This is a genomic window from Chloracidobacterium sp. (assembly GCA_016716305.1).
Taxonomy (GTDB): domain Bacteria; phylum Acidobacteriota; class Blastocatellia; order Pyrinomonadales; family Pyrinomonadaceae; genus OLB17.
The window spans coordinates 1,247,486-1,271,210 of sequence record JADJWP010000002.1 but is presented as its reverse complement, the minus strand read 5'-3'; the positions used below and the strand labels follow the sequence as shown (position 1 = coordinate 1,271,210).

Annotated in this window: 16 protein-coding genes and 1 tRNA gene; 5 read left to right on the top strand and 12 right to left on the bottom strand. The window is 55.9% G+C overall.

Annotation, left to right across the window (positions count from 1 at the left end):
• The first annotated feature begins 10 nt into the window (after positions 1-10).
• The 3 genes from pilO (at position 11) to pilQ (ending at position 3,226) form a co-directional block, all read left to right on the top strand.
• Positions 11-664: a type 4a pilus biogenesis protein PilO gene (gene pilO, locus IPM28_07685; GenBank protein ID MBK9172874.1), complete on the top strand. Its 654-nt coding sequence runs from the start codon at positions 11-13 to the stop codon at positions 662-664.
• A gap of 43 nt (positions 665-707) precedes the next feature.
• Positions 708-1,454: a hypothetical protein gene (locus tag IPM28_07680; protein MBK9172873.1), complete on the top strand. Its 747-nt coding sequence runs from the start codon at positions 708-710 to the stop codon at positions 1,452-1,454.
• A 113-nt stretch (positions 1,455-1,567) separates the two neighbouring features.
• On the top strand, positions 1,568-3,226 hold the full coding sequence (pilQ, locus tag IPM28_07675) for a type IV pilus secretin PilQ (GenBank protein ID MBK9172872.1): 1,659 nt from the start codon (positions 1,568-1,570) through the stop codon (positions 3,224-3,226).
• Between the two features lie 144 nt (positions 3,227-3,370).
• On the opposite strand, the gene IPM28_07670 is transcribed toward pilQ, so the two are convergent.
• The 3 genes from IPM28_07670 to IPM28_07660 all read right to left on the bottom strand — a co-directional run bounded on the left by IPM28_07670 (position 3,371) and on the right by IPM28_07660 (position 13,574).
• A complete protein-coding gene (locus tag IPM28_07670) occupies positions 3,371-4,813 on the bottom strand; it encodes a VCBS repeat-containing protein (GenBank protein MBK9172871.1) in 1,443 nt (480 codons plus the stop codon).
• 201 nt (positions 4,814-5,014) lie between these two features.
• On the bottom strand, positions 5,015-9,115 hold the full coding sequence (locus IPM28_07665) for a M36 family metallopeptidase (GenBank protein MBK9172870.1): 4,101 nt from the start codon (positions 9,113-9,115) through the stop codon (positions 5,015-5,017).
• Positions 9,116-9,569: 454 nt separating this feature from the next.
• Positions 9,570-13,574, bottom strand: coding sequence for a M36 family metallopeptidase (locus IPM28_07660; protein MBK9172869.1), 4,005 nt, complete (start codon positions 13,572-13,574; stop codon positions 9,570-9,572).
• Between the two features lie 261 nt (positions 13,575-13,835).
• Between IPM28_07660 and IPM28_07655 the strand changes: the two genes are divergently transcribed.
• Positions 13,836-15,824, top strand: coding sequence for an ATP-dependent DNA helicase (locus IPM28_07655; protein ID MBK9172868.1), 1,989 nt, complete (start codon positions 13,836-13,838; stop codon positions 15,822-15,824).
• Positions 15,825-15,827: 3 nt separating this feature from the next.
• Positions 15,828-16,211, top strand: a complete 384-nt coding sequence (queD, locus tag IPM28_07650) for a 6-carboxytetrahydropterin synthase QueD (protein MBK9172867.1) — start codon at positions 15,828-15,830, stop codon at positions 16,209-16,211.
• Here the strand turns inward: queD and IPM28_07645 are convergent.
• The 9 genes from IPM28_07645 to IPM28_07605 form a co-directional block, all read right to left on the bottom strand.
• Positions 16,208-16,738: a GNAT family N-acetyltransferase gene (locus IPM28_07645; GenBank protein MBK9172866.1), complete on the bottom strand. Its 531-nt coding sequence runs from the start codon at positions 16,736-16,738 to the stop codon at positions 16,208-16,210. The two genes, queD and IPM28_07645, sit on opposite strands and share 4 nt — an antisense overlap.
• Positions 16,739-16,869: 131 nt before the next feature.
• Positions 16,870-16,946: transfer RNA gene (locus tag IPM28_07640), tRNA-Pro, on the bottom strand.
• Between the two features lie 65 nt (positions 16,947-17,011).
• The gene (locus tag IPM28_07635) at positions 17,012-17,593 is read right to left on the bottom strand and encodes a DedA family protein (GenBank protein MBK9172865.1); all 582 of its coding nucleotides are present in this window, start codon (positions 17,591-17,593) and stop codon (positions 17,012-17,014) included.
• A gap of 52 nt (positions 17,594-17,645) precedes the next feature.
• Positions 17,646-18,278, bottom strand: coding sequence for a protein-L-isoaspartate(D-aspartate) O-methyltransferase (locus IPM28_07630; protein ID MBK9172864.1), 633 nt, complete (start codon positions 18,276-18,278; stop codon positions 17,646-17,648).
• A gap of 44 nt (positions 18,279-18,322) precedes the next feature.
• Positions 18,323-19,075 carry a 5'/3'-nucleotidase SurE gene (gene surE, locus IPM28_07625; protein MBK9172863.1) on the bottom strand — a complete coding sequence of 251 codons (753 nt, stop codon included), beginning with the start codon at positions 19,073-19,075 and terminating at the stop codon, positions 18,323-18,325.
• A gap of 97 nt (positions 19,076-19,172) precedes the next feature.
• The gene (locus tag IPM28_07620) at positions 19,173-19,412 is read right to left on the bottom strand and encodes a 30S ribosomal protein S21 (GenBank protein MBK9172862.1); all 240 of its coding nucleotides are present in this window, start codon (positions 19,410-19,412) and stop codon (positions 19,173-19,175) included.
• A 196-nt stretch (positions 19,413-19,608) separates the two neighbouring features.
• Positions 19,609-21,516, bottom strand: a complete 1,908-nt coding sequence (locus tag IPM28_07615; protein MBK9172861.1) for a hypothetical protein — start codon at positions 21,514-21,516, stop codon at positions 19,609-19,611.
• Positions 21,517-21,901: 385 nt separating this feature from the next.
• A complete protein-coding gene (locus tag IPM28_07610; GenBank protein ID MBK9172860.1) occupies positions 21,902-22,228 on the bottom strand; it encodes a septum formation initiator family protein in 327 nt (108 codons plus the stop codon).
• A gap of 10 nt (positions 22,229-22,238) precedes the next feature.
• Positions 22,239-23,630, bottom strand: a complete 1,392-nt coding sequence (locus IPM28_07605; GenBank protein MBK9172859.1) for a phosphoglucomutase/phosphomannomutase family protein — start codon at positions 23,628-23,630, stop codon at positions 22,239-22,241.
• Positions 23,631-23,725 lie beyond the last annotated feature (95 nt).

The window sequence follows — 23,725 nt, the reverse complement described above, 5'->3', positions numbered from 1 at the left end:
GGACACTACAATGTTAGAGAAAATCAAAAACCTTAAATGGCACTTCCAACTGATCTTGTTGGTCAGCATTGCCTCGCTGCTTTACATGACGGTCTGGTACTTCATCACCAGCGAAACGCGGGCCGAGGTTGCCAAACTCAACGAAGAGATCGCGACCATCACTGCCAAGAACGAGGCCGCTCGTGTTGCGACCCAGCGTATCAATGAATTCAGGGCACTTTTTGCCAGCAAGTCGTTGGAATACGAAGAACTGAAGGTCCTTCTTCCGGAACAGCGTGAGATCACAAACGTACTTCAGGGACTGCAGGACAATGCCAAGGATTCGCGTCTCGTCGTAATGCGGTTCTCGCCTCGTGACGATACCCAGCAGGATTCGATCATGGCCAAGCCGGTCGAGGTCGAGGTTGACAGCAATTTCAACAATCTGCGGGCCTTTTTCGACAAGATGGCAAAGCTGCCCAGGATCGTTTCGATCTCGGATTTCAAGATCAATCAGCTTGACAAGCAGACCGGCGAAAAGACCTTGCATGCGCAGTTTCTTTTGACGGCTTTCTATGCCGATCCTGAAGCCCTGACACCGAAACCGGATCCGACAAAACCGGGTGCGCCCAAGCCGCCGGCAACCGCAGTACCGCCGACAGCCGCTCCTCCCGCCGCCAAATAACCAGCCCTTTTTTCTACTGAAAAGGATCTAGAGAGATAAAGCCATGATGAACAAAGCAAAGTTATTTCGACTCTTGAGCATGAACCTCGCCGTGTTGGGCTTCGTCCTGATCAGCGGTTACGTCACCGGGGCCGATGCGCAGACACGCGACCCGTTCGCGAAGCCCGGCTGGGCCCGGACGAAAGACTCGAGAGCAGGTGCTGCGACGGGTACGAAGAAGACACCTCCGCCGGTGATCGATCTTGGTGCTCCAGCGATCGAGCAGCGCATAGCGTATTACAAACAGATGCGCGAAAACGCTGCGGCGAATGGCCAGCCTCTGCCGAAAGTAACGAGCGTCCTAACGCTCAACGAGATGAGCGTGACCGGAATTTTCCGAACACCCCGCGGATATGCGGCGATGGTCGAAGCAACGCCGATCAGGCTTTCGTACACGATCTATCCGGGCGAACGATTCTTTGACGGGCAACTCGTAGCTGTTGAGGAAAACCGCCTTGTTTTCCGTAAGGTGACCAAGATGAGCAACGGCAAGTTCGTTTCATCGGTCGAAAACAAATCGCTTCGTCAGTTCTCTGACCAGGCACAGATACAGGGGACCGCTCCGGTACAGGGTTCCGCGTCAACCGCCCAGCCAGGAACGACGGTAACCACCGACGGCAAGCCGGCGGTCGGGCCGGTCGTCTCGCCGCTTGATGAAATGAACCGTCAGGTGACCACCACCGAAGAAGCTAAAGGCAAACCTGCCAAAGGCGCAAAGAAACCCGTCAAGGTTGCCAAGAGCAACAAATAAACAAGTTTTGGACATTCCGGAAAATTCGCCGGGTGTCGCAAATAGCGAAGCACTTCAACTCATACCACGGCTTGTGATATCTGGGCGTGGATGGACTATGCAACGGAGGAAACATGAATTCTCTTCATAACATCAGCGGTTACCTGCGAAAGGCAGTGATCGCGTCGATCTTAGTAAGTCTGTTAGGCATTGTTGTCGCCGGCCAGGACGTGCGGCAGCAAGGCAAGATGTACGGCGACGCCGGTTTCGTCGGCGAGCCGATCAATCTCAAGATCGTGAATATGGACATTCGCGAACTTCTGAGCTACATCACCGAACAGTACGGTATCAATTTCGTGATCGATAAATCGGTCAAGGCCGTTCCGGTCACAGTCAATGTAAATGATGTGCCCTGGAATGTCGCCCTTGATTCGGTCCTGAGATCGCAGGAGCTTGGCGTCCAGGTAAACGGAACCATCCTCCGGGTCGCAGATTCGAAAACACTTGCGACGGAAGGCGAGATCCGGCGTCTCCAGATGGACAATCAGCTTGATTCATCGCCGCTCTACACCGAGTTCATGCGTTTGAACTACGCCCGTGCCGTTGGCAACATCGGCCGCGGTTCCGCGACCAGCGGTACACAGTCGGGTTCAGGCGGCGGAATGGGCTCCTCGATGAGCAGCGGTGCCGGCGTCGGCAACGAAGGACTTCTTCCGATAGTCAAGCGTCGCCTCTCGCGTCGTGGTTCGGTCGAGGTCGACCTCCGCAGCAATTCTCTGATCATCACGGATGTGCGCGAAAATATCGACGCCATCCGTCAGCTTATCGAGATTCTTGACCAGCCTGAGCCGCAGGTCGAGATCGAAGCACGCATCGTGGTCGCGACACGTAACTTCAGCCGCGACGTCGGTGTTCAGATTTCAGCACTTGTAATCGGCGCCCGAGGAAGCGGAGCCGGCGGCGGTACCCTGCCCGAAGCCCCGGTCGACCCCCGATTGCCGATCCCGCCGAGCTTACCGGTCGGCTCGATCAACAACAACCTCGCCTCGCAGATCGCAAATACGGCGATCGGCCTGACGACGGGCGTTTTTGGAACCGCACAGATCAACATGCTGATCACTGCCGGTGAGCAGAAGGGACAGGCTAAGGTCATCGCGACCCCGCGTGTTACCGCTCTTAACAACCGTCAGGCTGTGATCGAAAGCAAAACGCAGATCCCGATCACGACGATCCAGCCCGGATCGGCCGCCGGTGGAGCCGTGATCGCCACAACGGAATACATCGACGTTCCGCTCAAACTCGAGATCACACCGCAGATCACCGATCTGGGTACGATCGTTCTCGACGTGGTCGCGGAAAACAGCTCGACGGCAACGCTTGTCTCAGGTGCGGCCCCGGCCATCAACACCCAGACGATGCAGACGCAGGTGACCGTTCCCGATGGCGGAACCACGGTTGTAGGTGGTGTTCTGTTCGACGACGAACGTGAAAATCAAGATCGTACACCCGGCCTTTCACGAATTCCGATCCTTGGAGCACTCTTCAAGCGAAAAGGCGTTCAGCGAAATACCAACGAGATCCTCTTCTTCATAACCCCGCGTATTTATCGCCCGGATTATGAGACGAAGAAGGGTTCGTCGGGAACCAGGCCGAATGCAACGATCATCCAGCCGGTGCCTTTGGGCAATCCGGTATCGAACTCGGGTTCTTCTGAGTCGGCTCCCGTGCCGGTTCCGTCCCCGATGCCGGTGATCCAGCCGGTCGTGCAGCAGCCTGCTCCAGAAAAGCCGTAGTCAGGCGGCCGTAGTCCCGAAAGGGAACTGGGGCCGGCACCTGAACAGTTGATCAGGTGCGTTGTTTCCTCCGATCAAAAGCCCGTGGTGCTTCAAAAGCGTCACGGGCTCTTTCTGTTTGGCCGGTCAGTATCTAGGAAAAGGTCAGTTGCGAAGCTGAGCCTTTTGGATGGGGATGTCGCCCGGCAGTCCGAAACCAAGGATCGTATAACCAAAGTCCGAACTGCGTAAGATGTACCAAACGCCGTCGCGATAGACCGCGCGGTCCGCTTTTCCGTCGCCGTCGAAATCGCCCGGTGCGCTTACGTCGGTTCCGATACCGAATTGGACCGCCGAAAATCCTTCGGTCGAGCCAAGCACATACCAGGTGGCGTTAGAGGGCCTAAAGACCGCGGCATCGAGGCGGCCGTCACCGTCATAGTCGTTCTGGACGGGCCGGTCCTCGCTCAAGCCAAAGCCGAATATCGAGTAGCCGAGATCGGAGCTTCTGAAGATGTACCAAACGCCGGTCGAGGGACGCCAGACAGCGATGTCGGACTTGCCGTCGCCATCGTAATCGCCCGGAACGACCTTATCCGTCCCGATGCCGAACTGCCTGATGTCGTATGCCGAATCGGAGCTGCGGAAAATATACCAAACTCCCGTCGACGGCCTGAAGATCGCGAGGTCGGCTTTCAGATCGCCATCGTAGTCGCCCGGCACGGGAATATCGCCTGCCGCGCCGAACTGGGTGATGAGATAACCGCCAGTGCTCTTCTCCACGAACCAGACACCGGTCGAGGGCCTGAAAACAGCCCGGTCGGTAATGCCGTCCCCGTCAAAATCCGCTGGTGCGATCTGATCGCCAGCGATGCCGAACTCGACCGCCTGAAAGCCGCCGTTCGTGCTGTTGAGGGCATACCATGCATTGGTCGATGGCCTGAAGACCGCTACGTCCGTCAGACTATCGGTATCGAAATTGGAGATGATCTCGCCCGAAAGGGTTCCTCGGTTACGGGTATAGATGTAGTCGCCGCCGGGCCCGCCATCACTGTTCGCGGCATTACCTGAGGTGTAAAACCTCACCTTTCCGACGCGCTGCGACGGAGCAGTCCAGGTGAACGTCCACGATTTGGTGCCGAATGTCGTCGGCGTGACGCCGTCGATCGTATGCGAGACATAGCGTCTTTCAACGTTGTTCACAAAGCCCGTATTTTGCTGCATGGTCGGCGGCATTCCCGAGGGCAGCGTAAACGTGCCGACCTGCTGGCCGGTCGAGGTGACGGCGGTCAATTGAAATCCGAATATCACGCCATCGGCCTGATTTACCGTCACCGTCACCGGCACCTGCTGGTTCGGCGTGTAATAGGCAGGAATGCCGGTGATGGTCACATTGCCGGTCCCGGTATTTACCTCAAAATCGGCATGACACGCGGTGCAGCTGATCTCGCCCGGCGCGGCGGTATGGGACGGCGACGGGCCAGAGGCCGATGCGGCCGCTTTGTCGATCTCGGGGCCGAGGCCGATATAGCCGACGATGCCGACGGCCGCGACCGCAGATAGGGCGATGAACTTAAACCCGCTACGCGAGCGAAAAGAGAACTTCATACAACACTAGACTCCTCTTGCTGAAAGTAATGTCTGGAGATTTGACGTTCGAATCGAAGCGAAAGTCTGAGTAATGGGCCTAAAACAAAGGTAGGCTTCGGGGTGTTAAAAGTCAACAAAAAAGACTGCCGGCAGAGGTCATCTGCCGGCAGCCGTTCTTATTGCATCACAAGATCGCCAAGGCGACCCTGTGTCCTATGACTACGGACGAGCCGCCGAAACGATCGGAAGGTCGGTAGCCAAACCGAAGTTCTGTACCGATACACCGGCCGTTGACGCATTGATCCACCAGGTGCCGTTACGGAAGATAGCAAGGTCATCCTTGCCGTCGCCATCGTAATCGCCCGGAGCCGGGACGTCACCGGTCGTACCGAAGGTGATGATATCTACCTGGGCATTGCTGCTGCGGAGGATATACCACGTTCCGGTGCTCGGGCGGAACACGGCCTGGTCGACCTTGTTATCGCCGTCGTAGTTTCCGGGTACGGGGATGTCACCGGCCGAGCCGAACGATATGTTTATCGATCCGCCGCCCGATGCCGTTCCGACCCAGTTTCCGTTCGTGAATATCACACCGTCGGAATTGCCGTCACCGTCGTAATCCGCCGGTACGGGTGTCGTTCCGGGGTTATTGACGATGGCGTTTCCGCCGTTGCTGCTGAGCAGGATATACCACGTTCCGTCTGACTGGCGATAAATGGCAAAGTCTGCCTTTCCGTCGCCATCGTAATCGGACACGGTCGGTACGTCGCCCGGGATTCCCCAAGAGACGCCCGAAACGGTAAAGCCGTTGCTGTTCAGGACGTAGAAGTCCGGGAATGCCGGATCTGCTGCGGCCCTGAAGATCGCCGTATCGGTCTTGCCGTCGTTATCGTAGTCAGCAGGAACCGGAACGTCGGTTGCGATGCCCCAACCAATTGCTCCGAATCCGGCTGTGCTCTGGTTCAGGTACCATGTGCCTTGACTGCCGCGGTAAACCGATACATCGGTCCTTCCGTCGCCGTCAAAGTCAGCACGCCCGTTGCCCGTTTGTGGGGTAACCGAGCAGGCATAGTCGTTGGCTTCGAACGTGAGCGTCCATCCACCATTGATCGTGCCCGGATCCGATCCGGCATCGTCAACGGCGTAAAGCGACCATGTGCCGTTCATTGCAGTGCCGTCAGTTCCAAAAACGGAGGCAAAGGTCGCCGTACCGACCGGAGCCGCACTCTCGTACGGAGCTGCGGGTGCAGGTGCAACAAACGGATCTGGCGTCGCGACATTTGACGGCCTATATTCGCCGCCGTCAGCAATGACGCCTGCGTTCGTGCCAGGAAGCAATGCTGCAGCCGTGTCCGTGATCGAGAATGTGATCGGCGGAAGAGCCTCGGTCGCATTGTTGCCGTTGTCTGACATAAAGATGAACTTCTGACCGCCCGGGCCGACCAGGAGGAAGTCCATGTCGTTATACCATTCGTGCCTGAAGCCGTTGAGCGTCAGTCGGATGTTCTTCTGTCCCGTCAGGCCCGTCGCATTGATCGTTGACGGGTAAGGCGATGCCGGTCCAGAGGTGGTCGTCGGCTGTCCGTTCGGCAAATTGATCAGGGTCGAATTTGTGAACGCAACCGGAGCCCCGCCGACTGGTGCGCCGAGACGGAACGAGAAGTTCTGCGGGTTCATCGCACCGAGTGCGGACGTTCCCGTGATCGTGATCTGGTGCAGGCTTCCGCAAGCTGCGCCGCCGGGAACCGTATACGGAACCTGCTGCGTAACTGTCGCACCATTAGCGATGTTGCCATAATTGACAGTGCCGCCGCCTGTGACACTAATGTTCACGTTGTTGATCGTTCCGCCACCCGAATTATTCGTCACCGGAATACTTACCAGGACGCTTTCGCCAGGTTCCGGGAACCCGTCGTTGTCGCCGCTGGAATCGCTGACGCTGATCGGATTGGTGAAGATCGCGTTCGGAACGTCAAAAGCTTCCGTTACGACGGTGTTATTCGCGCCGGTTCCGGCACTCGAGATGGCGGCGCTAAAGCCCGCACCGCGAACGCGGAATCCTTCACGGACGTCCAATACGTCAGCCGCCGCTTCAGGTGCCGCCGGCAATGCCGAAGCAGCAGCGATGATAGCATCGCGTTCCTGGAGGATCGTCGGGCCGATCGGTGCAAGCTTCATTCCGTCCGTGACCACCTGAAGTGCACGCGTTGTTCCGGCGTTGAAGCCGAGACGTGTGACCATGCGGTTACGAACTTCCCAAAGCATCGAGCTCCAGATCTCACCAATATTGTGGACCTGGTCGCAGGTAGTAACGCCGATCGGGCCTCTCGGAAACGCGCTGTTAGGCGGCGGATTCGAGGTCGTAGTACCGATAAGCGTATTGCAATCCGAGTTTATGTAACGGAACGTAAACGGGTTGTGGGGCTTTCCGTTCGGTCCGAGGAAGGTGATCGGCGCCCGCGGAAAGCGGCGGATGCCGTAATAGTAGTTGCCGGTGAATCCGGATGCGACCAGCAAGGTAGCGTAGCCGCCGGTTGTGTAAATACCGTCGATCGGATCGGTCGGTTCGGCAAGCAGCGTGTACGCGTACCAATCAGACCATCCTTCACCCATACCGCGAGCCATATTGGTCGAAAGACCGCTGGCGTTGCCGTGCAGACGGTTCGAAAGGCCGTGTGTGACCTCGTGGATCAGCACTTCGGAATCGACTGTACCGTCATAGTCGGGTGTAGGACCCGTCCAGAGGAACATCTGCATCCTCGGCCTGGTTCCATCGGCCTGGGTCGACATGTTCGCATTGTTCGTTCCGCTCGAGTCCTGGCCTTCGGCTCTCAGCCGGTCGTTGCCCGTACCGCCGCGGCCGAAGTTATCGGTCTGGAAGTTGAACGCCTGTTCGGTCCAGCCAAGCTGGTACATGATGTCGTGATATCGGTTCATCACGTAAAACATCTGAATGACCGCACCGCGCTGGGCTTGGGCCGTAAGCGGATCGTCACCGGGCGTCGGGCTTCCCGGAGGAGGATTCCATGTCGGGGATGAGAAAACACGGCAGCCTGCGCCGGGGCAAGCTGTGTCGCCGGGCATTGGTGCGTCGACGCCGTCCGGGGCGACGCGGTCCAAACCGGCTTCAACGGCGTTACCGTCGGTGATATTGGCTCCGTCGGTGATCCAGCCGTTGTTGTTGAACGTGTTCGGTGCTTCATTGCCGATCAACGTAATGTTCGACCGGGAAATGATGGCACCCTGCTGTCCCGTCGTCGGATCGACCGGTCCGGGTGAGAGCGGAGCCGGCGAATCAGCTGCCTTCATGTAGGCATTCGCATTGTTGTAAACGTTGTACGTCGCCGCTGTGGTCTGATCTTCGGTCGTGTTCTTTCGCCAAAGCATCGCACCTGTATCGGCATCGACGATGATGTAATACGCGTTTACCGGCTGCCAGATAAGTACTCGCCATGCCGGAACGGCAACGCCCGGTTCGAGCGGGAAGTACATTCTTTCTGCCGTAGTAGCCGAATCGCCGCGTCCGAAGACCACGCGATTTTCGGTCGAGGCCGAATCGTCACGCGACATATCGAGCTTCGATGCATCGCTGTTTATGTAACGGGCGGCTGCGCGAACTGCGTCGGCAGGGTCGCGGAAGTCGGTCGACAGGCTGTTGTAGTCGAGGCCGGGTGCGAGGTTATTGATCACACGGATGATCTCGCCCGAGGTCGTAAAGCCAGCCTTGATCTCGCCGCGGAAAACCGGCACACCATTGATCTGCTGCTCGAGGTGAGCGAACGCCATGTTGCCACGGGGGTTCACGTAGTCAGCGATGACCTTGAGCTGGTCGAGCTGATCGATCTCCATTCCGATCAATTGGTTGTTCTGTTTTGCAAAGTTCCGAAGGGCTTCCGAACGTTTTACCGTCGTCGGGCCTGAAAGCCTTTCGATCTCGTGTCGGTAAACATCAGGAGTGATCACTTCCGGGATGTTGATGTCGGTGTTGTATTCGATCTTCAGAGACGGGACGCGAGTTCTCAGGGATTCTTCGCCCGTCACGAATTTCTGCCGAATGTCAGCAATTGCGGCGGCATCCTTCCCGACCGTATTGCGCATCTTCTGAAAAAGATTATCGATCTCTTCGCCTTTTTGATTGCGAATATCGTAATTTTCGATACCTTCTTCATGGCTCGTGGTCTTCTGAATAATACCCCGGCCTTGGCTATTGACTTCCCACTGAAGCTGTGTCGGCAACACGAAAAATGTCGTGACCAGCGCCAGTACGAATAGACTTAACAGCAGACTTCCACGAGTCTCTGTTCGCGTACTGTGTTGCATTTAAAAGCCCTCCTAAAGCTTTGAAAAGAGAAAAGAACTAGCCGCAATAATGCAGCTCAAGCAAGTGACAAATCGGAAAATAAGTCCAATATTACGGGGTATGAAAGTTAAAAATTCGCCGCTTTCAAGATCGATGACGCAACTGTGAGGGGCGATTCGATATAAACACTGTCGCCGTTTTGCCGACGCTGTATGACGGAAAAAATAAAGAACGAATATAGAGTTGAATACTTTGTAACAGAATTCCGATTTTTCGTCAATGGAAAAACCGCTAGTATCGATCCCGGCAAAGGGAAGAAGATCACCCCGATTTTCGGCAGATCGCCGGAAATTACACAAAATTTGTGAGTTCTGCTGAATCGGATCACAAAAAAAACACCGGCCAGGGTCTGGGCCGGTGCTGAACCTTTCCGGAGCACGGCCGAAACCGTGCTCCGATCAGATCGGTCTGACGTCAGGGCACAAAGGCGTTCGGAACCGGTTTGTCACCCGCCGCGCCGAACGTGATCACCTGGCTGCCCGCGGTCGAACCGAGGATATACCAGTTGGTGTTCGACGATCTGAAAACGGCGGCATCGATCTTCCCGTCGCCGTCATAATCCCCGGCCGTTGGCACGTCACCGTTCGTTCCGTAAGGGAATGAGTAGAAACTGAAATTGTTGCTTCTCAAAATGTACCATTCGCCTGTCGACGGCCGCCAAAAAGCAGCGTCCGCTTTACCGTCGCCGGTAAAATCGCCGGGAACCGGCTTGTCGGCGGCAGATCCGAATTGGAATGCCGTGACGCCGCTGCCGCTCTGAGCGATCCACCATTCGCCTGCTGCCGGCCTAAAGATCGCGATGTCGGCTTCGCCGTCACCATCGTAATCAGCCGGTGTCGGCATGTCGCCCGCCGCTCCGAAGGTTACGATCGAAACGCCGAGGTCTGACGACCGCTGGATGTACCACGTGTTGTTTGACGGCCTGAAGACCGCGACATCGGTCCTTCCGTCGCCGTCGTAATCGGCAGGCACGATCTTGTCGGTCGCCGCTCCGAAGGGGAACGAGTAAAACGTCCCATCCTCGCTTCTCGCGATGAACCACTCGCTTGTCGAGGGCCTGAAGAATGCGAGGTCCGCTTTACCGTCGCCGGTGAAATCGCCCGGCGCGATGACATCGGTCGTTGTTCCGAACTGGGCTGCAGAAACGCCGCCCGAACTGCGGTTTATCCACCATTCGCCGACCGTCGGCCTGAATATCGAAACATCGGTCTTGCCATCGCCGTCGAAATCGAACGGCGACCTGAGATTGTCGATGATCGTGCACGAATAGCTGCCGACGACCGAGACCGAGTCGACGAACCAACCTACGGCGGCTGTGTTGTCGTCGGCACCAAATCGCCATCTGAGCCTTACGCTTTGGGCATTTGCCGCTGCCGGCATCCGAGCGACGGTAGTGACATATCCGCCCGAAGTCCCGCTCCATGCAGCTCGTCCATTAAGCGGATTGTTCGTTCCATTCGAGCCCAGCGTGCTGTTGTAACCGTTCTGCGTGAACGCTCCGCCCGCGGCAACGATGTCCTGATAAGCGCCTCCGCCGATGCTGATCTCGAGAACGCCGCCATCCCAACCCGCTTCGGTGTTGAAGTTGTTGCGGAACGAGACGGTCGCGGCAGGCGACGATATCGGAATAAGCGGCGAGGTCAGATTGGTACCGCCGCCGACCGTCAGCGGATCGAGCGCGAAAGCCGCGTTCGGAGCCGTATCGGGTGTCGTCGTCGAATTCACAAAGTTGATGCCGCCGCTGACGGCTTCCGCGGTCCAACCGGCCGGGAATCCGGGAGCAGCCACACCGTCAAAATTCTCGGTGAATGTCACATTGGGCTGGCCGATGAGCAATGTCCGGGTGAAGCTGGTCGCCCCAAGGCTGCTGTTCACGTTGAACGTCAGATCTATGACCGATCCACAGGGCGTTCCGGCCGGCACGTTGTAATTGATGACCTGCGACGAACTCGCAAGGTGGTTGATCGTTCCGTAACTTGCCGAGCCGCCGCCTACTACCTGAAGCGTCACATTCGTCGCCGGGCCGCCGGTCGTGTTGGTTAACGGTATCGTCAACGCAAGAACCTCGCCGGGCTCGGGATAACCGTTGCCGTTGCCGGTAGAGTCAGAAAAAGAGAAGGTCGGGACCTGAACGAGATTTGGCAGGTCAAATGCCTCGGTAACACGGGCGTTCCCTGAGTCCGAGCCTGTGTTTTGAATCGAAGCCGAGAATCCCATCCCGCGGATCGCAAATCCCGCCCAGATATCCGTAACGTCAGCGCCCGTCCCGCTAGCCTGAGCTGCCGCAAGGATCGCGTCGCGTTCGGTCAAAAACGTAGGGCCAAGCGGAGCAAGCTTCATTCCGTCGGTCACGAACTGCAGCCATCGGCGATTGCCGACCTCCCAACCGAGCCGCGTAACGAATTTTGCACGAACTTCCCAAAGAGCACTGCTCCAGACCTCACCGGCATTGTGCACCTGGTCCGCCGCTCCGCCGCCTCTTGGCGCAAAGGCTCCGTCGTTCAGATTGATCTGCGAACCGTCGATGTCGGCGAACGTCAGCGGGTTATGCGGCCGATTGTTCGGGCCGCCGGTGAACGCCATTACCGCTTTTGGGAAGCGGCGGATGCCGTAATAGAAATTGCCAAAGTACGACGGCGTGACGAGCACATAACCGCCGGTCGTATAGACGCCGTTTATCGGATCGCCTGGTTCCGAAAGCATTGCATGGGCATAGAAATCGCTCCATCCTTCGCCCATGCCGCGCGACATGTTCAGCGAAAGCCCGCTGCCGTTCCCGTGCAGACGGTTCGACGTTCCGTGTGTCGCTTCGTGATAAACGATATCGATATCAGTTGTTCCGTCGCGGTCGGGTTCAGGGCCCGTGAAGATGTACATCTGCATCCGACCACGTCCGCCGTCGGCCGGAGTCGAAAAGTTCGCGTTGTTTGTTCCTGACGAATCCTGGCCTTCCGATGATACGCGGTCATTCCCCAATGCTCCGCGTCCAAAATTGTCTTGCTGAAAGTTTCTTGCCTGTTCGGTAAACCCGAGGCGATAGAGTTCGTCGTGATAAAGGTTCATCGCATAGAACATCTGTATTACGGCACCACGCTGTGCGGCAGGCGTCAACGGTGTGTCGCCGGGTGTTGGGCTTCCGGGCGGCGGGTTCCACGCCGAATCGAAAACGCGGTTCGGCGAACCGGTCTGCGCGGCATCGACACCGTTGACCCCATCGCGGTCGATGCCTGCCTCGTTCGAGTTGCCGTCGGTCAGATTTGTACCGTCTGTTATCCAGCCGTTGTTGTTGAAGGTATATGGAGCTTCGTTCCCGACCCTTGTTACGTTCGTACGCGACAGCAGCGGACCCTGCGTTCCGAGGTTCGGATCGATCGGCCCCGGTGTCAACGGAGCGGGTGAATCTGCCGAGTTGACCATCGCGTTCGGGTTCGTATAAACCTGATAGGTCGCTGCCTGCGTCTGATCCTCGGTTATGTTCTTACGCCAGAGCATCGTACCGGTTTCGGCATCGACAATGATGTAATAGGCGTTCACCGGCTGCCAGATCAGGACGCGCCAAGACGGAACAGCCACGCCCGGCTCGGTCGGAAAGTACATCCGCTCTGCCGTCGTTGCCCAATCGCCGCGTCCGAAGACCACCTTATTCTCATCTGACGCCGATGCGTCGCGAGCCATATCGAGCTTCGAAACATCAACGTTGATATATTGTGCGGCGAAACGGACCGCGTCGGCCGGGTCGCGGAAATCGCTCGAAAGCGAGCCGTGGTCCAAGCCCGGCGCAAGGTTATTGATCACCCTGAACATCTCACCGTTCTTCGCAAACCCGGCTTTGACCTCGCCGCGAAAGACCGGAATACCGTTGATCTCTTGCTCAAGATGGACGTACGAAAGATTGCCATCCGGGTTCGTGTAGTCGGCAGCGGTCTTCAACATGTTTGCCTGGTTATCGTTCGTGCCGAAAAGATCGGGGTTTTCCTTGACGAATTCCCGCAGCGTCTCGACCCGTGTCCGGCCGTCCAGGCTTGTGATCGAGGCCTTTCCGCGAAGCGGGTCGGGGGCGATCACCTCAGGCGTCATGATGTCCGAGTTGTATTCGAGTTTCAGCGTCGGAACCGTTCGTCTCAGCTTCTCCTCGCCGCTGACGAACCCGACCCGGAGGTCGGCGACCGCCGATGCGTCTCGGCCGGCTGTTGCGCGAAAGCCTGCGAGTTTTTCGAACGCCGATTTGTCCGACCGGATATCGTAATTAGGGATCGCCGGGTCATGGCTCTCTGTCCTTTCGATCAAGCCCCGGCCGCTCGTGCCTTTTGTTTCGGACGCGAGTTGGCCCGGCGCGACGAGAAGCGCCGTGACGATCGCAAGCGTGAAAAGTGTTAATACGATGCTGAGACGATTTTCGCTGAGCAGAGATCGGTTCATCAAGAAAATTCCTCCGAAGAATAGAAAAAGAACAAATAGGTTGTGTTTCTTACTTTAGTGGTCGATCTTTGCCACGCTCGCGGCTGGCGGCGCACGGTCGGCGGCAAAACTTTTCGGCTGATCGGATGCGCTACCGATACTGGTCCTTGTTTACGTGAGGGAATGACGAGAAGCCATCGGCCCTGGGATAATTTCAAAGCAAGCCGTAAACTCTGATTTTGACACTCCGCCAACTTAGGTGTCAATGTAATTCATCGGCAAATGGAAGACGATCTGATCGAAAAGGTTTTTGGCACGGACGGCCTCGTCTCGCGTTTTCACGACAAATACGAGTACCGCGAGGGCCAGGTGAAAATGGCTGCCGCTATCGCGACCGCCTTCACCGACAAAAAGCACCTTATGGTCGAAGCCGGCACAGGGACCGGTAAAACGCTCGCCTACCTGATACCTGCCATCGCTGCGATCATTCGTGACAAGAAACGAATAATAATCTCGACCGGCACCAAAAATCTGCAGGAACAGCTGATGGAAAAGGACATCCCGTTCCTGCAAAAGATCTTGCCTAACAAATTCACTGCGGCATACATGAAGGGCCGTTCGAACTACGCCTGCCTATACCGTATCAAGAAAGCCGAGAATCAGCCCGTACTCGACGGGCTCGAACAGATGGATCACTTTCGCGCGATCAGCCGCTGGGTCAATGAGACCGCGACGGGCGACCGGCGTGAACTCGTAGATCTGCCCGAGGAGCTCTCATTTTGGAACCGCATAAACGCACGTGCCGATATCTGTATAGGCCAAAAATGCCCCGAGTTCGAGCCTTGCTTCATAACCCGGATGCGAAGCCGCGCAGACGCCGCCGATCTGATCGTCGTCAACCATCACCTTTTTTTTGCCGACCTGAACGTACGGGGCAATCAGTTTGGGCGAGTGATACCTGATTATTCTGCGGTGATCTTCGATGAGGCGCATTTGATCGAGGATATTGCGTCGGACTATTTCGGATTTCAGGTCTCGAATTTTCAGATCGACGAACTCGTTCGCGACATCGATGGACTTCCGATAACGGATGCGGTCTCGACGCGGGAATTGACACGCCTTTCAGCACGCATCATCGGGCTGGCCGATCAATTTTGGATAAGATTTACGCAGGCCCGAACCGACGGCCGCTATCCGCTGCTTCCCGATGTATTCACCCATCGGACATCAAGCGGCGAATCTAAACCGACGCCGCTTGGCGAGGCTCATTTTGCGCTCGATACGGCGGTCAAAGACCTCGAAACTGCGCTCGATGCCTTTGCCGAAACGCTGCCCGAGGCAGAAAGCCTTTTGCGCCGCGCCCGACAGGCACGTTTTGACCTCGAATTCGTTGTGTCGCAGTCCGAACGAAATTACGTCTATTGGCTCGAGCGGCGCGGCAAGGGCATCTTCCTGCGGGCTTCGCCGGTGGACGTTTCCGAACTGCTCCGCGAGAAGCTTTTCGAAAAGGTCGATACCTGCATCCTCACTTCGGCCACGCTCTCAAGCAATGGGAGTTTCAACTTCATCCGCGAAAGGCTCGGGCTTGATTCCTCAAAGACGACAGGAATGGTCGCGCCGACCTCGTTCGATTATGAAAAGCAGGCGATCCTCTATTTGCCAAAGGCGATGCCCGATCCTAGGTCGCCGGAATTTACGCAAATGGCCGCGGGCGAGATCATAAAGATCCTCGAGGTGACACAAGGTCATGCGTTCGTGCTCTGCACCAGCAACCAGTCAATGAACGCACTTTTCGAATTGGTCTCTTCACGCGTTAATTTTCCGTGCCTTGTACAAGGATCGATGTCGCGTGCGGGCCTGCTCGACCGGTTTCGTGAAACGCCGAATGCCGTGCTCTTTGCGACCGCTGGTTTCTGGCAGGGTGTCGATGTTCAGGGCGAACAGCTTTCGTGTGTGATCATCGACAAATTGCCGTTCGCTGTTCCGACCGATCCGATCGTGGCGGCACGCTCTCGATTCATCGAGGATAATGGCGGACGTGCGTTCTTCGAATACAGCGTTCCGCAAGCCGTCATCTCGCTCAAGCAGGGGATCGGCCGGTTGATTCGCAGCCGGACCGACCGCGGCGTCATCGCGATCCTCGACCCGAGGCTTCGGACAAAGGGCTACGGACGCGACTTCCTCCAAAGCCTGCCGCGAATGCGCATCACGAGCGAACTTTCAGATGCAAGGCGGCTTTTTGAGGGTAGTGGTGAGGGTGTTATCATTTAGCCAATGGCAGGCTTCTATGAAGTAATGATCGAACGTGATTTCTCGTCCGCGCATCAGTTGCGCGGGTACAAAGGGAAATGCGAGAACCTTCATGGCCACAACTACAAGGTCGAGATCTACGCTCGCGGCGACGAATTGAACAACATCGGCCTGCTGATCGATTTTGGCGACCTGAAAAAGGCCGCCGATGAGATCGTTGCATACCTTGACCATCGTAATCTGAACGAACTTCCGCCTTTTGACGAAGAACTGAATCCTTCGGCCGAAAACATTGCCCGGTACTTCGTCGAATATCTGAATTCGCGGGTCGGCGACAAGCGTGTGAATGTTTACAAGGTGCGTTGTTTCGAGACGCCGACGAGCATTGCGACCTATCAGATCGACTAAAGCTCCTTTTCCATCACGTCGTTAATGCCGACGGAATCGCCGTAAGGGAAGGTGATCGTGCCGACCTTTGAAAATCCGTGCTTTGCGTAGAACCGTTGACCTCGCTGGTTTTCCTGCCAAACGCCGAGCCAGATCGTGTCATGCCCGGACGAGCGGCCAAAATCTTCGCAACGGGAAAGCAGTGCTTCGCCGATCCCGGATCCCCAAACGCGTTCGACGAGGTAGATTCGCTTCAATTCGATCGGACGGCTGCCGCTGACGCCTTCCGCTTTCGCGTTCGAAAGCAGCTTTGCGTAGCCAACGGCTTTTTCGTTTTGGAGTGCGATAAAGAATGCAGCGTTCGGATCATTGAGTTCGGCGGTCATTTGCTCGACGCTGAAATTGTCGCAAAGATAATTTGCTATATCGATCGGCGTGTCCTGCTCGAAATACGCTTCGTAGAAAGAAACCGTCCCGATTATGGCGAGGAGACGGGCATCATCGACGCCCGCTCTTCTGATCGAAAGGTTTGAAAGGGAATTGGTCACTGTCTGATCATCGTCAAACCCACTTGAATCTGCTTTGAGCCATCAAAAAGATCCAGGCGTCGCTGAATTTCTATAGCCAATGAAAAACGGCTTGCACGGGAGAGACCGATGGCAAGCCGAATTTTAATATATGGTCGGGGCGAGAGGATTCGAACCTCCGACCTCACGGTCCCGAACCGTGCGCGCTACCAGACTGCGCTACGCCCCGCTTTCTTCACGGTCGAACCGCGATAGATAAGTCTATGTAAGCATCCGATGCATGTCAAACTGCGATCATCTTAAGAAAACTCTGATCAGCACGAATCCGCCGACCAATAGGACGAGGAACACGATCGTGAGGATCTCAAAATACTTGTCGATGAACTTCTTGATCGGAGCACCGAAGAAATAAAAGAGCGAGGAAACCAGGAAGAAACGACCGGCGCGCCCTATTATCGAAGCCGCGATCATTGTCGTTAACGAGATTTCGAAGGTCCCGGCTGCAATTGTGAATACTTTGTACGGGATCGGCGTAAATGCGGCTGAGAGGATAGCCCAAAACGCATGTTCGTTGTAAAGGACGCGAACAGTCTCGTAATGACCCATCGCACCGTAAAACTGGAGTATCGGCTGCCCGATGGTCTCAAAAAAGGCCCAGCCTATGAAATACCCAAAAATACCACCCAATACCGACCCTACGGTACATATCAGCGCGAAACGGAATGCCTTTTTCGGCGTGATCACGGCCATCGCGATCAGGAGAACGTCCGGCGGGATCGGAAAAAAAGACGATTCGACGAAAGCGATGACAAACAATGCCCATTCGGCGTGCGGTTTTTCGGCATACCCCTCGACCCATGCCTTCAATCGCCGCAAGTAATCAAAAAGTTTCTTCAAAATAGAATTACTCCTCTTCTTATCCGGCCGCTCAGTCGCGACCAAAACTTCTCTCCCACCCGTGCTGACCTATCAGCGGAACAAACGCGCAAGGCCCGCAGTTTTCCTTTTCGTATCCATTCGCCGTACGTGTCACGCGTATCAGCATTTGCGACTTTTGCGTCTCGCCGACCGGAATTACCAGCCTGCCGCCGATCTCCAATTGTTCAAGGAGCGGTTCCGGGATCTCGGGCCCGCCGGCAGCAACCAGGATCGCGTCGAATGGTGCGTAGACCTTCCAGCCGGCTGTGCCGTCGTCACACCTTACCGATACGTTCCTGAGGCCGAACTCGACGACCTTCTTCTTCAATTCAGCCGCCAGTACGCTTAGGCGCTCTATCGTGTAGACGCGTTTTGCGAGTGCCGAGAGGACCGCTGTCTGATAGCCCGAGCCTCCGCCGATCTCGAGCACGCGTTCCGTTCCCTTAAGCCCAAGAAGTTCGGTCATCCTTGCAACGATGTACGGCTGCGAGATCGTCTGTCCGCCGGCGATCGGCAGGGCGTTGTCCTTATAAGCTTGCGTCCTCAACGCCTCCGGAACGAATCGGTGGCGCGGAACGCTTTCCATTGCCGCGAGGACCCTTTCATCGGCGATCTTGTAATGCGATCGCAAATGCTCGACCATCCTGTGTCGCGGTATCGCCAGATCGTCCATTCGATTCGGGCCCTTTAGTTTTCCCAGCTCCTTATCAATTCAAGCGCCGAATGGCTCGTAAGGTCGCTTCGCATCGGCGTTATCGAAACGTATCCTTCATCGACGGCCTCGAAATCGGTTCCGCCTTCGGCACGAAACCCTTCGCGTACTTCGCCGATCCAATAATACAATTTGCCCCGCGGATCGATATGCTCGCTGATCACGGGCCGCGCGGTCTTAAATCCCTGCTTCGTTACCTTCAGCCCCTTCGGTGAGCCTTTCGGGATATTCACGTTCAGAAGAGTGCCGTCGGGGATGCCTTCGCGAAGCGCGCGTTCGGTGACCTGCCTTGCGATCTTCACCGATTCCGAAAAGTCGTGGCTGCGATTGGCCACGAGACTGAACGCGAGGCCGGGAACGCCGAGGATCGTCGCTTCTAGAGCGCCGGCGACCGTTCCCGAATACGTTGCGTCATCGCCGAGATTGGCGCCATGGTTTATGCCGGAAGCACAGATCGTCGGGCGGATATCGGGCGCGAGGATCTGGTTAATTGCGAGCGTAACGCAATCGGTCGGCGTTCCGTCGACGGTCCAGTGGCGTTCGTCGATCTGTCTGATCCTCAGCGGGCGGGCCAATGTCAGACTGTGTGCCGCTCCGCTCATTTCAGATTCCGGGGCGACCACATAGATGTCACCGATCTCGCCGAGCGCCGATTCGAGGGCGGCTATCCCATCAGAATGGATGCCGTCGTCGTTCGTTATCAAAATGCGGGGTCTTTGCGGGCTCATCTTACGTGCTTTCGCTTATTTAAAAGAGAAAAAGTGAAAAACGGAAATGAGTCTTTCCTTTTTCACTTTTTCACGATGTTTCACAAAAACTCGACGCCTAGCGTCCCTGACCGAAACCACCCGGACGCGGTGATGAATTCATCGGACGCTGCTGACGGAACCGGCGACGGTTACGTTTGCGAGCATTTACCGATTTCAGCTTTGCTTTCTGTCCCGGCGGGATGAAGTGAGCGTGCTTTTTGAGATCTTTGATGATCTCTTCGCTGATAACCTTTCGCTTGAACCTTCGAAGTGCGCTCTCGATCGATTCGTTGTTGTTTACTGAAATATATGCCATTTATCGTCTCACCTCCTTTCGGCCGTGGTGCGGTCGTTCGCCATCAACGGCGCGACCTGTGCCTGAAAAGGCAAACTAAAATTAAACAATTTTTCACGTCGAAAGGCAAGCCCGCCCGGCCATCCATCGTCCCGATGTGTAAGAAAAAAGGCCTCACGACCATTCGTGAGGCCCAAATATCGGCTCAGAGTTACGATCAAGCCCCGACGCGAAGCACGTTGCTCAACAAGAGGCTTACAAGGTCAACGCCCTGCGATCCTTCCTGATAGTAACCTGCATCTCTTTCGCTCAATGCATCGCGATAGCCGAGTTCATAGCCGGAACTAAGCAGTTGACGGTTTTCTGCCAGGCTCGTCGAACACGAACCATAGGCGTAATTGTTGTTTTCGTAACTATACGGATCGCGATAATACTGGTCGTTCCAACCCTGCTTCCGTGCATAGAGTCCGTCGGCCAAACCTTGTTGGTATCCGCTTGCGACCGCCCGTCCCAAAAGCTCGTTGAGATACGTTCCTGATCCGGAACCCGAAATGTTCATCAATATCGGGTCGATCCCGCTGTAGTCGTCGTATGATCGGCCGTACGGATCGTAGCCGTAAGCGTCCGAATCGTCATCATACTCCGGATACCCATATGTATAGGTCGAGTAAAGCGGCTGTTGGCCATAATATTGCGGGCCGCCATTTCGATACGGAAGATAGCTTATCGTCTGATACTCGCGCGAATAATATGCATCCCGATCATACTGAGATCCCTGGCCACCGAGGAACGCACTTAGAACGGTCCGCAGCAATACATCCTTCCAGTTGCCGTTGTCGGCATATCCGTAATCGCCGTACTGATCGCCGTACTGATCGTCGTTCAGATAGTTAAGATCGATCCCCTGATAGTAGACCGGGCTGTAATAACTCGACCGATAACTCGGGTACCGCTGATACGATCGGTTTTGATCGTAATAATGATCGTCGAACCGACGATCTCGGACGCCGTAGACATTCGTCTGATAGTAAGGAGCGCCATAGAGGCCATAGCCGCCGTTCCAACCCTGGCCGTACGTTTCATATCGGTTCCAGCCGGCATAGTATCGCCCGCGTTGCTGCTTGCGATAGTCCTTGTAAACTTCCTTTTGATATTTTCTCTGATCTCTCGCGTATCGGTTCCAGGCCGGCCGATCGTAATTCCGGTTGGCCCAAACAGGTGTCCCCGCGTAACCACGGTTCCAGCGTGCCCTTTCGCTTTGCCGGCCCCGGTCTGACCTGTATTCGCGATCGTAGCGGTCATCGCTGCGATCATAGCGCCGATCGTCCGATCGTGAGCGGCGGCTTCGTTCGTAGTCGTATCCGGCCCAAAGACCTGAATCTCGGTCGCCGACGCGGTCATTTCGCGACCCTCGCTGACGCGAATTCCGGTCACTGTATTCCTGTTGGCGTCGCGAATTTTGGTCGCTGTATTCCTGCTGTTTACGCGATTCGCGGTCGCTACGGTTTTGCTGTTGTCGCGATTTCCGGTCACTGTATTCCTGCTGGCGTCGCGAATTTTGGTCGCTGTATTCCTGCTGTCTACGCGATTCACGGTCGCTTCGGTTTTGCTGTTGTCGTGAGTTCCGGTCACTGTATTCCTGCTGGCGTCGCGAATTTTGGTCGCTGTATTCCTGCTTTCGTCGCGATTCGCGGTCGCTACGGTTTTGCTGTTGTCGCGAGCTCCGGTCACTGTATTCCTGCTGGCGTCGCGAGTTCTGGTCGCTACGAATCTGCTGTTGTCGCGAGTTCCGGTCACTGTATTCCTGCTGGCGTCGCGAGTTCTGGTCGCTACGAATCTGCTGTTGTCGCGAGTTACGGTCACTGTATTCCTGTTGGCGTCGCGAGTTCTGGTCGCTGTATTCCTGCTGTTTACGCGACCCTCGGTCGCTTCGTACCTGTTCATCACGGCCGCGATCTCCTCTGCGGTCGTTCGCCGTATTACGGCCATCGCGATTCTGTTGTCGATCGCCGCGATCGCCGCCTTTGCCGCGGCCCTGGGCGTTGACGTCGAAACTGTTTATCGAAAGAAAGAGCATCGCAAAAACGGCCGATGCAAAGATCCGGACAAATGATTTAGATCGCATACTAAGTCCCCCTGCAAACACAAAAATTTGCGTTCAATAACTGACCTGTCTGCAATCACCGTTCCGCGCGGGTTTATGCACGCAGAAGCAATAATTTGCATTGTTTTGCTGCATGATCTTGGACGAAATAGTGTCGGGTCTTAACCATTTCGTCTATCGGTTCAGTTTGGAAGGCAAGACAAAGGGACGCGTGGCACCCGAAACTCCTTGAGATCGCAAATACGATCGACCGGCGAGTGATCTAAAGAAGTGAGGCCTGTGTTTTCGGGAAACACAGGCCTCGAATTTTACGGAAGGCTTACCTGTAGGCAACGCGGAGGAGATAGGCAAAAGGCGGTTTGTTTACGGGTTGGTGAATGCCGGCTAATAGACTGCTCCGCGATATCTATTTTGCCGGCGCGGAAATTTTCTCCTGTCGAGGCCGAAGCCCGAACTTGCGGGCCTCGCGCTCGATGCGCTTCGGATCTGTTTTCAAATAATGTATCTCTTCCTGCAGAGCGATATTCTCGTCCGTCAGGTTGAGTGCTTCTTCCTGCAATTGCGTATTCTGCGCCCGCTCGCGGCTGAATTCGGTAAACGCACGATAATTCACGGTCAGCACGATCATTGCCGTCAGCGTTATCGCCGCTGCATACGGAACCCAACGCGGCATCAGCGTCTTCTTCTTTTTTGCCGCTTTACGGTTTACTGTGATCTTTGCTCGCGATCGCATACAGCTTTATCTAACCAAGTAAATATTTGCGTCCCTGCTCGAGCAGGTCTTCAAGGTCTTTTCGGCTCTCGCTTTCGGCATAGATCCGGACGAGAGGTTCCGTACCCGATGGACGCATCAGCATCCAGCTCTGGTCGGCGAAAATGAATTTCACGCCGTCCATCCGATTTATCTTTTCAACCCGCCGCCCGCCGATCTCTGCCGGCTCTTGAGCGAGCCTTTCTTTCAAACTTGCCGCAACCTCATCGGTCAGCTTTACGCCGATCCTGCCCGATTCGAGCTTCCCGACCTCTTTATAAAGCACGTCGAGCTGCTCGGTCAGCGAGGCTTTTCTTACTGAGACCGCCTCAGCCGCTAAAAGACATGCGAGCAGGCCATCCTTTTCAGGGTAATGGCCGCGTATCGATAATCCTGCCGATTCTTCGCCGCCGAGGATTATCTCGTCCCGATTTATCAATTCGCCGATGAACTTGAACCCGACCGGCGTTTCATAAAGCTTAATGCCGCGCTTTGCGGCAACCCTGTCGACCAGATGCGAGGTCGCCACGCTGCGGGCAACGCCTTGCGTCCATCCGCGGCTCTCCGCCAAATAATCTGTCAATAATGCGACGAGCTCGTTCGCGGTGATAAATGCTCCGTTGCTGTCAATGATCCCAAACCTGTCACCGTCGCCGTCGGTCGCGATCCCGAGCGTGAGCTTCTTTGACGTGACGGCCTCACGCAGTTCGTCGAGATGATCTTCCGCCGGTTCCGGCGACCTGCCGCCGAACGTGACGTCGCGCCAATCGTGGATCGTTTCGACCTCGAGCCCATGGTCACGGAGGATCTTATCCAAATAACCGCGGCCTGTACCCCAAAGTGCATCGTATGCGAACCGGCCATTTGCATCTGCGATCGCCGCGAAGTTGATCTTTGCGGCAAGATCGGCGAGATACGCCGGCCGCGGATCAAAGTCCTCGATCGAGCCGCCTGTCGCGTTTGCCGCCTCGATATTGCTCTCGATTCCGGCCTCGATCTGCTTTGTGATCTCGGGCATAGCCGGTGCACCGTCGGCCGTCGAGAACTTTATGCCCTGATATTCCGGCGGATTGTGCGAAGCGGTGAAGTTCATCGCTCCGGCAGCCTTTTGATCACGGATCGAATGTGAGATCGTTGGTGTCGGCGTCGGGCCGGTGCATTTCAACACCCGAAAGCCCTTTTCTGCCGCGATCGCGGCCGCAGCCGAAGCAAATTTCTCGCCCATGAACCGCGAATCATGCCCTAAGATCAAGATCTGTCCGCTTTCGTCTTTTTCGGTTTTCAAATAACTGCAGATCGCATTCGTAACCCGCTTTACGTTCGAGAACGTGAATTCGTCGGCTATTACGGCTCTCCAACCCGACGTCCCGAAGCGTATGCTCATAAGTTGGTTGTTCGAAAATTCCCGATTGCGACCCAAACTACCTTGAAGTGGACAAAAATCTAACACAAAAAAATATTGTTGTAAAGCGCTAAATG

What these genes read in the sequence shown, in the direction of transcription:
- pilO (MBK9172874.1), top strand. Translation starts at nt 11, where the DNA reads ATGTTAGAGAAAATCAAAAACCTTAAATGGCACTTCCAACTGATCTTG.
- IPM28_07680 (MBK9172873.1), top strand. Translation starts at nt 708, where the DNA reads ATGATGAACAAAGCAAAGTTATTTCGACTCTTGAGCATGAACCTCGCC.
- pilQ (MBK9172872.1), top strand. Translation starts at nt 1,568, where the DNA reads ATGAATTCTCTTCATAACATCAGCGGTTACCTGCGAAAGGCAGTGATC.
- IPM28_07670 (MBK9172871.1), bottom strand. Translation starts at nt 4,813, where the DNA reads ATGAAGTTCTCTTTTCGCTCGCGTAGCGGGTTTAAGTTCATCGCCCTA.
- IPM28_07665 (MBK9172870.1), bottom strand. Translation starts at nt 9,115, where the DNA reads ATGCAACACAGTACGCGAACAGAGACTCGTGGAAGTCTGCTGTTAAGT.
- IPM28_07660 (MBK9172869.1), bottom strand. Translation starts at nt 13,574, where the DNA reads ATGAACCGATCTCTGCTCAGCGAAAATCGTCTCAGCATCGTATTAACA.
- IPM28_07655 (MBK9172868.1), top strand. Translation starts at nt 13,836, where the DNA reads ATGGAAGACGATCTGATCGAAAAGGTTTTTGGCACGGACGGCCTCGTC.
- queD (MBK9172867.1), top strand. Translation starts at nt 15,828, where the DNA reads ATGGCAGGCTTCTATGAAGTAATGATCGAACGTGATTTCTCGTCCGCG.
- IPM28_07630 (MBK9172864.1), bottom strand. Translation starts at nt 18,278, where the DNA reads ATGGTCGAGCATTTGCGATCGCATTACAAGATCGCCGATGAAAGGGTC.
- surE (MBK9172863.1), bottom strand. Translation starts at nt 19,075, where the DNA reads ATGAGCCCGCAAAGACCCCGCATTTTGATAACGAACGACGACGGCATC.
- IPM28_07620 (MBK9172862.1), bottom strand. Translation starts at nt 19,412, where the DNA reads ATGGCATATATTTCAGTAAACAACAACGAATCGATCGAGAGCGCACTT.
- IPM28_07615 (MBK9172861.1), bottom strand. Translation starts at nt 21,516, where the DNA reads ATGCGATCTAAATCATTTGTCCGGATCTTTGCATCGGCCGTTTTTGCG.
- IPM28_07610 (MBK9172860.1), bottom strand. Translation starts at nt 22,228, where the DNA reads ATGCGATCGCGAGCAAAGATCACAGTAAACCGTAAAGCGGCAAAAAAG.
- IPM28_07605 (MBK9172859.1), bottom strand. Translation starts at nt 23,630, where the DNA reads ATGAGCATACGCTTCGGGACGTCGGGTTGGAGAGCCGTAATAGCCGAC.